The 11,793-nt window shown below is 69.9% G+C and carries 8 protein-coding genes; 4 read left to right on the top strand and 4 right to left on the bottom strand.

What is annotated here, in order from left to right:
• Positions 1–13 precede the first annotated feature (13 nt).
• The 4 genes from grxD to UUA_RS14250 form a co-directional block, all read right to left on the bottom strand.
• On the bottom strand, positions 14–937 hold the full coding sequence (gene grxD / locus UUA_RS14265) for a Grx4 family monothiol glutaredoxin (protein ID WP_008438102.1): 924 nt from the start codon (positions 935–937) through the stop codon (positions 14–16).
• 77 nt (positions 938–1,014) lie between these two features.
• Positions 1,015–1,872, bottom strand: coding sequence for a UDP-2,3-diacylglucosamine diphosphatase (locus tag UUA_RS14260; RefSeq protein WP_008438100.1), 858 nt, complete (start codon positions 1,870–1,872; stop codon positions 1,015–1,017).
• Between the two features lie 87 nt (positions 1,873–1,959).
• Complete coding sequence (locus UUA_RS14255; protein ID WP_008438099.1) at positions 1,960–2,559, bottom strand: SGNH/GDSL hydrolase family protein; 600 nt, start codon at positions 2,557–2,559, stop codon at positions 1,960–1,962.
• Positions 2,560–2,563: 4 nt separating this feature from the next.
• Positions 2,564–3,811 (bottom strand): aminotransferase class I/II-fold pyridoxal phosphate-dependent enzyme, encoded by a 1,248-nt coding sequence (locus UUA_RS14250; protein WP_008438098.1) that lies wholly within the window; start codon positions 3,809–3,811, stop codon positions 2,564–2,566.
• 158 nt (positions 3,812–3,969) lie between these two features.
• Here UUA_RS14250 and rsgA point away from each other — a divergent pair, with 158 nt between their 5' ends.
• The 4 genes from rsgA to aceE all read left to right on the top strand — a co-directional run bounded on the left by rsgA (position 3,970) and on the right by aceE (position 11,773).
• Entirely contained in the window at positions 3,970–5,025 is a 1,056-nt protein-coding gene (rsgA, locus tag UUA_RS14245) for a ribosome small subunit-dependent GTPase A (RefSeq protein ID WP_008438097.1), read from the top strand.
• A gap of 145 nt (positions 5,026–5,170) precedes the next feature.
• Positions 5,171–6,460 (top strand): peptidase MATCAP family protein, encoded by a 1,290-nt coding sequence (locus UUA_RS14240; protein ID WP_008438096.1) that lies wholly within the window; start codon positions 5,171–5,173, stop codon positions 6,458–6,460.
• Between the two features lie 108 nt (positions 6,461–6,568).
• A complete protein-coding gene (locus tag UUA_RS14235) occupies positions 6,569–8,860 on the top strand; it encodes an NADP-dependent malic enzyme (RefSeq protein WP_008438095.1) in 2,292 nt (763 codons plus the stop codon).
• Between the two features lie 198 nt (positions 8,861–9,058).
• Positions 9,059–11,773, top strand: a complete 2,715-nt coding sequence (gene aceE / locus UUA_RS14230) for a pyruvate dehydrogenase (acetyl-transferring), homodimeric type (protein ID WP_008438094.1) — start codon at positions 9,059–9,061, stop codon at positions 11,771–11,773.
• Positions 11,774–11,793: the final 20 nt, after the last annotated feature.

The raw sequence follows: 11,793 nt of genomic DNA, 5'->3' as shown, positions 1-11,793 counted from the left end.
GCTGCGATGCCGCTCAGTAGCATGGCATGCCCGGGTCGATCTCACTGGCCCACGCATCCATGCCGCCTTCCACATTGTGCAGGTTGCTGAAGCCGTGCGCGGCGAAGCGTTCGGCCATGGCGCGGCTGGACATGCCATGGTGGCAGATGAAGGCCAGCGCGGTGTCTTTCGGCAGGCTGGCCAGGTTTTCGTAGCCTTCCTCTTCCAGCACCCGCGCCTGCGCCAGCGGCGCGGCCATGGCGCGGCCGGCGGCGGGGCGCACGTCGACCAGGGTGATGTCGTTGGCGGCCAGGCGCTGCTGCAGCTGCTGCACGCTGAGCGACTTGATCTCGACGGCGCCGGGGAACTTCAGGCTGAGGCCCTCGCCCTGCACGGTGGAGACCCAGTCGATCACGACGCCCTTCGCGCGCTGCGCGCTGGCCGGGTCGAAGTGGATTTCCAGCCCGTTCGCCGCGGCCACGATGTCGTGTTCGCCGGCCGGCGCCAGCTGGAAGCCGGCGCTGTGGTCGGGGCCGATCTCCAGGTGCAGCGCCATGCCCTGCGCGCCGGCAGTGCCCTGGCGGATCGCCTCGGCGGCGGCATCGGTGACGGTGATTTCCGGTGGGGTACGGTCCGGCGCGGCGATGCCGAACAGCGCGTGCAGCTCGCCGCTGCCGTACATCTGGCGGATGATGTCGGCACCACCGACGAGTTCGCCTTCCACGTACAGCTGCGGGATCGTGGGCCATTCGCCGTAGGCCTTGATGCCCTCGCGGATCTCCGGATCGTCCAGGACGTTGACCGTGTGGTACTCGGGCAGCAGCTCGTTCAGCGTGTTGGTGGCGGCGGCGGAGAAGCCGCACATCGGCTGTTGGCGGTTGCCCTTCATGAACAGCACCACGCGGTGGTCCTTGAGCAGGGTTTCAATACGTTCGCGGGTGGCGGCGTCGAGGGACATGGGAAACTCCGGGGAAGAAGACCAATGATACGCCGTCCGATATGCGGGAGGCCCGCCGACCTTCAAGCCCGCCCGCTTCAGGCGGCCCGGTGCAGTTCGCCCAGGTCGTGCCGGCACGCGCCCAGCGGCGCCAGCGCCAGCACCGCGGCAGGGGAGGGCCACACCAGTTCGCGGCTGGCCCGGCCCAGCGCGGTGGGCTGCTCGCTCCAGTGGATCAGCTCCATTGCGCCAGTGTGGTCCTCGACCAGCGCGGTGCAGTGCTCGACCCAGTCGCCGTCGTTGAGGTAGAGCACGCCGTCCAGCTCGCGCACGTGGCCGAAGTGGATGTGCCCGCAGATGTGGCCGTCGAAGCCGCGTTCGCGCGCATCGGCGGCCACGCGCTGCTCGTAGGCGCGGATATATGCCAGCGCCCGTGCGATGCGCGACTTGAGGATGATCGACAGCGGCAGGTACGGCAGTTCCAGCCGCTGGCGCAGCGCATGCAGCCGGCGGTTGCTCCAGCAGATGAGTCGATGCATCGCCTCGCCGAGCTGCAGCATCCAGCGGCGGCCGAGCCGTTCGGGGTCGAACTCGTCGCCGTGGCTGACCCGGTAGCGGCGACCGTCGGCGCCGATGTGCACGGCGTCCAGCGCAATCCGCACGCCGCCGATGCATTGCCCGTGCAGGCCCCGCATCGGCGCATCGTGGTTGCCGGGGATGTAGGTCACCTCGACACCGCGGCGCGCCAGCGCCAGCACCTCGGCGATTACCGCGCCGTGTTCGGCGCGCCAGCCCTGGCGTCGGGACAGTGCCTCCAGGTCGATGATGTCGCCGACCAGGTAGAGCTTCTCGCAGCGCAGCCGGCGCAGGAAGTCGAGCAGGTAGGCGGCCTTGCAGTCCGGCGTGCCCAGGTGCACGTCGGAGATGAAGGCGCTGCGGCAGTGCAGGCTGGTCATGGCGCATTCCCCGGTGGTGGCCCGGGGCGCCAGTGTGCGATCGCCACGTCACCGTGCGATGGCGGAATGGTTGCAGGGTCGTTGCGGTCAGGAGCGAAGCGCCGCGCGCGCGCCCGGCTCGATCGCCTCCGCCCACAGCACGTACTGCGCGGCGGAAGGGTGCAGGCCGTCCTCGGCGAGCAGCTCGGGGTGTCGGCGCGAGATGCCGGTGACGTCGACGAAACGCACGCCGGCGCGGCGGCAGGCGTCGCCGGCGATCGCGTTGTAGATGTCCAGTTCTGCGGCGATGCGCGCGCCGTCGCGGCCCTGCCTGGCGGCGAAGCGGGTGACGCCCCAGTCGGGGATCGACGCCACCACCACCCGCGTCGCGCGCTCGCCGGCCAGCGTGATCGCGCGGGCCAGCAGGCCGGCGAACTCGCTGCGGTAGTCCTCGGCCGGGCGGCCGCGGTACTGGTTGTTCACGCCGATCTGCAGCGTCACCAGCGCGTAGGGCGGCGCCAGCGGCGCGGCGTCCATGCCCTGCGCCAGTTCGTCGGTGGTCCAGCCGGTGACGGCGACGATCTGCGGCTCGCCGATCGGCAAGCCGGCCCGGCGCAGCCGCTGCGCCAGCACGGCCGGCCAGCGCTCGTGCGTGGCCACCGCTTCGCCGATGGTGTAGGAGTCGCCAAGGGCGAGCCAGCTCGGCATGCGGTCAGGCCACCGCGACGGCGGGGTTGGGCGACTGCTCATGCGCCATCCGCGAGAGCACCCGCTCGATCCGCACGAACACCTCGCGCAGCTGCGCCGGCGGCGGCAGCAGGGTCAGCCGGAAGTGGCGGCTGCCCGGCACGTTGAAGCTGCTGCCGGGCACCACCAGCACCGATTCCTCTTCCAGCAGGCGCAGCGCGAAGGCCTCGTCGTCGAAGCTGGGAATGCGCTCGGCGCGTACCTGTGGGAACGCGTACAGCGCGCCACCCGGGGCGACCAGTTCCAGATGGTCGCTGGCCGCCACCCCTTCCAGCACGATCCGGCGCGCCTCGTGCAGGCGCCCGCCGGGCGCGGTCAGCGTGCCGATCGTGGGCGCGTCCTGCAGCGCCGGCAGCACCGCCCACTGCGCGGTGACGTTTGCGCACAGGCGCAGCGCGGCCAGCAGCTGCAGCGCATCGCGGTACGCGGCGGTGCGTGCGCGAGCACCGGACAGACTCATCCAGCCGACCCGGTAGCCGCAGGCGCGGTGCACCTTGGACAGGCCGCCGAAGCTGAGGCAGGGCACCTCGCCGGCCACCTCGGCCAGCGGCTGGAATGCGGCGCCGTCGTACAGGATCTCGTCGTAGATCTCGTCGGACAGCAGCAGCAGCCGGTGCCGCGCGGCGATGTCCACCAGCCGCTGCAGCAGCGCGCGCGGGTACACCGCGCCGGTGGGGTTGTTCGGGTTGATCAGCACCAGCGCGCGAGTGCGCGGGGTGACCAGCGCCTCGACCTCGTCCGGATCGGGCAGGTGGCCGTCGCGGGCCAGGCAGCGGTAGTAGCGCGGCTGGCCGCCGTTGAGAATGGTGGCGGCGCTCCACAGCGGGTAGTCGGGGCTGGGCAGCAGCACCTCGTCGCCGGCCTGCAGCAGCGCGCGCAGGCTCAGGTCGATCAGTTCGCTGACGCCGTTGCCGATGAAGATGCGCTCGGCCTCGACGCCGCGCGCACCGCGTGCGCGCTGCTGCGCGGCGATCGCTTCGCGGGCCGGCTCCAGCCCCTGCTCGTGGCCGTAGGCCTCGCTGTCGTGCAGGTGGGTGGCGATCGCCTCGCGCAGGTGCGCCGGCGCCGCGAAGCCGTAGCGGCCGGGGTTGCCGATGTTGAGCTTGATGATGTCGAGGCCGGCAGCCTCCAGCTCTCGTGCACGCCGGGTCAGCGCGCCGCGGATTTCGTAGCGCACGTCCGCCAGGTGCGCACTGGGTGTGATCGGGGCCAATGCCGGTGTCCTCTGCATGCCTGGGATGGGTTCGACGGCCCTGATGCTAGCAGCGTGGTGCAGTGCAGCGCGAGCGGGTTTCGGGCCGATTTCCGGTTCATCGTCGGGCAATCTTCAGGCAGGGCATAATCGCCGGACCGTGCCGACCGATCCTCCCCATGAGTGAAGCCGCAACGATCGAACGCCTGCGCCGCATCGGCTGGCGCGGCGGCGCGCTGCCCGGCGCCGGGCTGCGGCTGGCGCGGGTGGTGGCCCAGCATCGCGCCGGCTATGAGCTGCACGACGGCGAGAGCCTGTTCGGCGCGCAGCCGGACGGGCGTTTTCTCAAGCGCGGCCTCGACCCGGCCGAGCGGCCGGTGGTCGGCGATTTCGTCGAGGTCGAGCCGGGGCGGCCGCCGCACATCGTCAAGGTGCTGTCGCGGCGTACGCTGCTGTCGCGCGCGGCGGCGGGCGAGCGCTACGAGCGCCAGCTGATCGCCGCCAACATCGACTACGTGCTGGTGCTGACCGGGCTTGACGGTGATTTCAACCCGGCGCGGATCGAGCGCTACCTGTCGCTGACCGAGGGTTCCGGCGCGCAACCGGTGGTGCTGCTGAGCAAGCTCGACACGCGCGAGGACGCCGCCGCCCAGCTCGACGCCCTGCGCGCGCGACTGCCCGCGGGCACGCCGATCCACGCGCTGAACGGCAAGGACCCGGCCAGCGTGGCGCCGCTGGCCGCCTACCTGCAGCCAGGCGACAGCGCGGTGCTGGTCGGCTCCTCCGGCGCCGGCAAGTCCACCTTGACCAACACCTTGCTCGGCATCGCCCGCATGGCTACCGCCGAGGTGCGCCGCCACGACAGCCGCGGTCGCCACACCACCACCCATCGCGCGCTGCTGCAGCTGCCCTCGGGCGGCTGCCTGATCGACACCCCCGGCATGCGCGAGCTGAAGCTGACCGGCGAGGAAAGCCTCGACCTGTTCGCCGACATCGAGGCGCTGGCCGAGCAATGCCGTTTCGCCGACTGCGGCCACGGCAGCGAGCCGGGCTGCGCGGTACAGGCGGCGCTGGACAGCGGCGAGCTGGCGCCTGGGCGCTGGCGCAGCTTCCTCAAGCTGCACGATGAGCGCGAGGAGCAGGCGGCGACCCTGGAAGCGCGCCTGCGCCGCCAGCGCGGCGGCCGGCCCATCGAGCGCCCGCATGGCCATCGCGGGCAGCGCGAGCGGGATTGAAACCGGCACGCGTGGCCTTGCGGACGGGGCACGCCAAAGCATCTAGTATCGCGGCATTGTTGCAGCGGAGGGCAGGCATGCGCCGGTTGTCGTCGTCAGGTCCCGGGCCGTGCCGTCGTTCCGGCGCGTCGCGTGGGGCCGCGCGATGAGCACGGCGGACGGCGCCGTGGCGCCGCAGCTGCAGCGCTACGCCGCGCTCGATCAGCGCCTGCTGGCGGCGGTGCGCGGCATCCGCATCCTGCCCACGGTGGCGTGGCCGGCATCGCTGGAGGATCGCATGATCGCGGACTACGCCGGCGGCCGCTTCGCCTTGCCGCAGGTGAGCTACGCGCGGCCGGACCTGTCCGCGGCGCGCGCCGAACTGGCGGCGATCGAGGCGGCCGCCGGCGGCGGGGACCCGGCGGACAGCGACCCGCTGGGCGACTACCTGCGCCGCACTGCCGAATCCTGGCGCATCGCCGCCGGCATGCTGGAGTCGGTCGGCAGCGCCGGCGTCACCGCACCGTCGATCGTGTTGTACGGGCGGCCGGACGACACCATCCCCGGCAGCCAGCGCAGCAACCTCGACGCGGCGCGCTACTTCGTCGAGCTGTCCGACGAGCTGGGTGCGGACCTGCTGGCTGACGACAGCAGCGTGAACATGCCAGCCGACGTATTGCGCAGCGATCTGGCTGCCACCCTGGACGAGTTCTTCGGCGCCGGCACCATCAGCGTCGAGGTCGACCCCGAGCTGACCGCCAAGGCCGCCGCCGGCGCCACCCGCATCCGCCTGCGCGGCGGCGCCAGCTTCAGCGCATACGACCGCCACCAGCTGCTGGCGCACGAGGCGTTCGTACATTCGCTGACCGCGCTGAACGGCCGCCGGCAGCCGCTGCTGGCCTCGCTGGCGCGCACCTCGCCGCGGGTCACCGCGACCCAGGAAGGACTGGCGGTGTTCGCCGAGCTGATGTCCGGCGCGATCGATATTGCCCGGCTCAAGCGCATCAGCCTGCGCATCCTGGCGATCGACATGGCGCTCAACGGCGCCGACTTCGTCGAGGTCTACAAGTATTTCAGCGCCTGCGGCCAGAACGCGGCGGACAGTTTCCATTCGGCCCAGCGCGTGTTCCGCGGCGTGCCGCTGGGTGGCGGTGCGGCGTTCGCCAAGGACAACGTCTACCTGTCCGGCCTGCTCACCGTGCACACGTTCTTCCGCTGGGCGTTGCGGCAGCGACGGATGGACCTTCTGCGGCATCTGTTTGCCGGCAAGCTGACCCTGCACGACGTGGTCGCGCTGCAGCCGCACTTCGACTCCGGCGCGATCCTGCCGCCGCGCTGGCTGCCGCCGTGGATGCAGCACGTGCACGGGCTGGCCGGAAAACTCGCATTCTCGGTCTTCGTCAACGGCATCCACATGAGCAAGGTGCAGGCTGGCGATCTGTCGCTGGACGTCTGACCTGGCGTGTCGGATTGCCGCGGCTACTTCCGCAGCCGGTGCCATGACAGCGTGCCGACATGTGGTCCCTGATAACATCACGGGACTCATTCAAGCAAAGCTGCAACCATGTCACTGCCCGAAGAACTGCGTCTCGCTGCCCTCGAGTACCACCGCCTGCCGCGCCCCGGCAAGATCAAGGTCACCCCGACCACTTCCTTGCTGACCCAGCGCGACCTGTCGCTGGCGTACTCGCCCGGCGTGGCCGCAGCCTGCGATGCGATCGTGGAAGATCCGACCACGGCGGCCGAGTACACCGCGCGCTCCAACCTGGTCGCGGTGATCACCAACGGCACCGCGGTGCTCGGCCTGGGCAACATCGGACCGCTGGCAGCCAAGCCGGTGATGGAAGGCAAGGGCGTGCTGTTCCAGAAGTTCGCCGGCATCGATGTGTTCGACATCGAAATCGCCGAGAACGACCCGGACAAGCTGGTCGACATCATCGCCAGCCTTGAGCCGACCTTCGGCGGCATCAACCTGGAGGACATCAAGGCGCCGGAGTGCTTCATCGTCGAACGCAAGCTGCGCGAGCGGATGAAGATCCCGGTGTTCCACGACGACCAGCACGGCACCTCGATCATCGTCGGCGCGGCGCTGCTCAACGCGCTTATCGTGGTCGGCAAGAAGATCGGGGACATCCGCGTGGCCACCACCGGCGCCGGCGCGGCGGGCATCTCCTGCCTCGATATGCTGGTGGCGCTGGGCGTGAAGCCGGAGCACATCCTGGCATTCGACCGCAACGGCGTGATCCACACCGAACGCACCGATCTCGACCCCGACAAGCAGCGTTACGCGCGCGACACCAAGGCACGCACGCTGGCCGAGATCGTCGAGGGCGCGGACGTGTTCCTCGGCCTGTCCGCCGGCGGCATCCTCAAGCCGGAAATGGTCGCCACCATGGCTGCGCGACCGATCATCTTCGCGCTGGCCAATCCGAACCCGGAGATCACCCCGGAAGAGGCGAAGGCGGTGCGGCCGGACTGCATCATGGCCACCGGCCGTTCGGACTACCCGAACCAGGTCAACAATGCGCTGTGCTTCCCCTACCTGTTCCGCGGCGCGCTGGACGTGGGCGCCACGGTGATCAACGAGCCGATGAAGATCGCCTGCGTCAAGGCGATCGCGGCGCTGGCGCGGCGCGAGTCGTCCGACGTCAGCGCGCGTGCCTACGGCGGCAAGCCGCCGAGCTTCGGCGCGGAGTACCTGATCCCGCAGCCGTTCGACCCGCGCTTGCTGATCCAGTTGCCGCCGGCGGTGGCGCGGGCGGCGATGGAGTCGGGCGTGGCGACGCGGCCGATCGCGGACTTCGCCGCGTACAACGACCAGCTGACCAGCTTCGTGTTCCGCACCGGGCTGCTGATGAAGCCGGTGTTCGAGCGGGCCAAGTCCGCGCCGGCGCGACTGGTCTACGCCGAGGGCGAGGAAGAGACCGTGCTGCGCGCGGTGCAGGTGGTGGTCGACGAAGGCCTGGCACGGCCCATCCTGATCGGCCGCCCGGAAGTGATCGAAAAGCGCATCAAGCGCGCTGGCCTGCGCATCCGTCCAGGCGTGGATATCGAGATCTGCAACATCAACTCCGACCCGCGCTTCGACGACTACTGGCAGCACTACCACCGGCTGATGGAGCGCCGCGGCGTGACTCCGTCGATGGCCAAGGCGGTGGTGCGCTCGCGGCCCACCGCGATCGCCTCCCTGATGGTCGAGCGGGGCGAGGCCGACGCGATGATCTGCGGCCTGGTCGGCCAGTACCAGGGCAAGCTGCGCTACATCCGCGACATCATCGGCCTGGATGCCGGCGTGGTCGAGCCGTCGGCGATGGCCGCGGTGGCCACCGACAAGGGCACCTTCTTCTACCTCGACACCCACGTGCAGGACGATCCCTGCCCGGAGCAGATCGCCGAGGCGACCCTGCAGGCCTCGATCCGGTTGAAGCTGTTCGGCATCACGCCGAAGATCGCACTGCTGTCCGGCGGCAACTTCGGCAGCCGCGACACCTGCGGCGCCAAGAAGATGCATAGGGCGCTGGAACTGATCCGCGCCCGTGCGCCGCGGTTGGAGGTGGAGGGCGAGATGCAGGCCGACGTGGCGCTGGTGCCCTCGCTGCGCGAGAAGCTGTTCCCGAATTCGCGGCTGGAGGGCAAGGCGAACGTGTTCGTGTTCCCCAACCTGGACGCGGCCAACATCGCCTACAACATGACCCGCATGCTCTCCGACGGCGTGGTGATCGGGCCGATCCTGATGGGTGTGGCGAAGCCGGCGCACATCCTCATGCCGCAGTCGACCGTGCGCCGGGTGGTGAACATGAGTGCGGTGGCCTGCGTCGAGGCGCAGATCCGCGCGGCGAATCGCCACAGCGGCTGAGTCGGCGGCGGCCCGCCGGGCGGCGCGCGGCAATCCGTCGCGGTCGCCGCCGCCATCGCCGTGCGCCGGCGCATGGGCACAGGCCGATGGCGACCCCCGGGCCCAGCGGCTAGACTTGGATGCCGATCCCGCCGCGACCCCCGGCGGCGGGATATCCCCACAAGCATGGGCGCTGCAACGGCGCCGCGGAGAATCTTCATGGATCAGCTCGACGACATCCTCAACCAGGACATCGACCCCACCGAAACCCGGGAGTGGATCGACTCGCTCGATGCGGTGATCCATCACGACGGCACCGAACGTGCGCATTTCCTGCTGGAGCAGATGGTCGACACCACCCGCCGCTCGGGTGGCCACCTGCCGTTCGACCCGACCACCGCCTACGTCAACACCATCGCGCCGGCGAACGAAGCGAAGAGCCCTGGCGACGCGGCGATGGAATGGCGCATCCGCTCGCTGATCCGCTGGAACGCGATGGCGATGGTGGTGCGCACCAACCGCAAGCCCGGCATGCTGGGCGGCCACATCGCCAGCTTCGCCTCCTCGGCCACGCTGTACGACGTGGGCTTCAACCACTTCTGGCGCGCACCCAGCGCGGAGCACCCCGGCGACCTGATCGGCTACCAGGGCCACATCAGCCCCGGCATCTACGCGCGCTCCTTCCTCGAGGGCCGCATCAGCGAAGACCGGCTCGACCTGTTCCGCGCCGACGTGATCGGTGGCGAGCGCTCGCTCACCTCCTACCCGCACCCGTGGCTGATGCCCGACTACTGGCAGATGCCCACCGTGTCGATGGGGCTGGGCCCGATCCAGGCGATCTACCAGGCGCAGTTCTTCCGCTACCTGGAAAACCGCGGCCTGATTCCCAGGTCCGACCGCAAGGTGTGGTGCTTCCTCGGCGACGGCGAGGTGGACGAGCCCGAGTCGCTGGGCGCGATCTCGCTGGCCGGCCGCGAGGGGCTGGACAACCTGATCTTCGTGATCAACGCCAACCTGCAGCGCCTGGACGGCCCGGTGCGCGGCAACGGCAAGATCATCCAGGAGCTGGAAGGCCAGTTCCGCGGCGCCGGCTGGAACGCGATCAAGGTGATCTGGGGCAGCTACTGGGATCCGCTGCTGGCGCGCGACAAGGACGGCATCCTGCGCAAGCTGATGATGGAAACCGTCGACGGCGAGTACCAGGCGTGCAAGGCGTTCGGCGGCGCGTACACGCGCGAGCACTTCTTCGGCAAGTACCCGCAGACCCGTGAGATGGTCGCCAACCTCAGCGACGACGACATCTGGCGCCTCAACCGCGGCGGCCACGACCCGCACAAGGTCTACGCCGCCTACCACGCGGCGGTGAACACCAAGGGCATGCCCACCGTGATCCTGGCCAAGACGGTGAAGGGTTACGGCATGGGCATCGGTTCGGGCGAGGCGGAAAACCCCACCCACCAGCAGAAGAAGATGACCGGCGATGCGGTGCGGCACTTCCGCGACCGCTTCCAGATCCCGATCGCCGACGACAAGCTCGACAGCGTGCCCTACTACCACCCCGGCGCGAACTCGGCCGAGGTGGAATACATGCTGGAGCGCCGCCGCGCCCTGGGCGGCTTCCTGCCGCAGCGTCGCCGCCGCACCGACGTGCCGTGCAAGGCGCCGGAGCTGTCCGCCTTCGCGCAGATCACCGCCGGCACCGGCGAGCGCGAGATCTCCAACACCATGGCGCTGGTGCGCGGCATGAACCTCCTGCTGCGCGACAAGCAGCTCGGCCCGCGCGTGGTGCCGATCGTGGCCGACGAGGCGCGCACCTTCGGCATGGAAGGCATGTTCCGCCAGATCGGCATCTACGCGCCGTTCGGCCAGAAGTACCGCCCGCAGGACGCCGACCAGCTCTTGTACTACCGCGAGGCGCAGGACGGTCAGGTGCTGCAGGAAGGCATCTCCGAGGCCGGTGGCATGTCGGCATGGATCGCCGCGGCCACCAGCTACTCGGTGTCCAACCAGCCGACGCTGCCGTTCTTCATCTACTACTCGTTCTTCGGCTTCCGCCGCGTGGGCGACCTGATCTGGGCCGCCGGCGACCAGCGTGCGCGCGGCTTCCTGGTCGGCGCCACCGCCGGCGCCAGCTTCCCCGGCGAAGGCCTGCAGCATTCCGACTGCGCCTCGCAGCTGATGGCCGGCACCGTGCCCAACTGCCGCGCCTACGACCCCACCTTCTCCTACGAGGTGGCGGTGCTGCTGCATCGTGGCGTGCAGGAGATGTATGAGGAACAGCAGGACGTCTTCTACTACATCACCACCACCAACGAGAACTACACCCACCCGGACATGCCCGAGGGCTGCTACGACGGCATCGTCAAGGGCATGTACCTGTTCCGGGATTCGGGAGCCGGCGCCGCCAAGGGCAAGGGCAAGAACGGTGCACCGCGCGTGCAGTTGATGGCCGCGGGCGGTTCCGTGCTGGAGGCGGTCGCGGCCGCGGAACTGCTGGATGCCGACTTCGGCGTGAAGGCCGACGTGTGGTCCTGCCCCAGCTTCAGCGAATTGTCGCGCGACGGCTTCGATTGCGAACGATGGAACCGCCTGCATCCGGAAGCCAAGACGCCGCGCGTGCCGCACGTCGCGCAGTGCCTGGATGGGCACGACGGTCCGGTGATCGCCGCCAGCGAGTACGTGCGCGGCGTGGTGGACCAGGTGCGTGCGTTCGTGCCCGAGGGCCGCTCCTTCACCGCGCTGGGCGCCGACGGGTTCGGCCGCTCGGATACCCGCGAGCACCTGCGCGAGTTCTTCGAGATCAGCCGCTACTGGATCGCCCACGCCGCGCTGGCCGCGCTGGCGAAGGAAGGCAAGGTCAACGCCAAGGACGTGGCCCGCGCGATCCGCGAGTACAAGCTCGATCCGAACAAGCCGAACCCGCTGACGGTGTGATCTTGTTGGCCTTCGGCGTC

Source organism: Rhodanobacter thiooxydans LCS2 (genome assembly GCF_000264375.1).
GTDB lineage: Bacteria > Pseudomonadota > Gammaproteobacteria > Xanthomonadales > Rhodanobacteraceae > Rhodanobacter > Rhodanobacter thiooxydans.
This window is presented reverse-complemented; position numbering and strand designations above follow the sequence as displayed.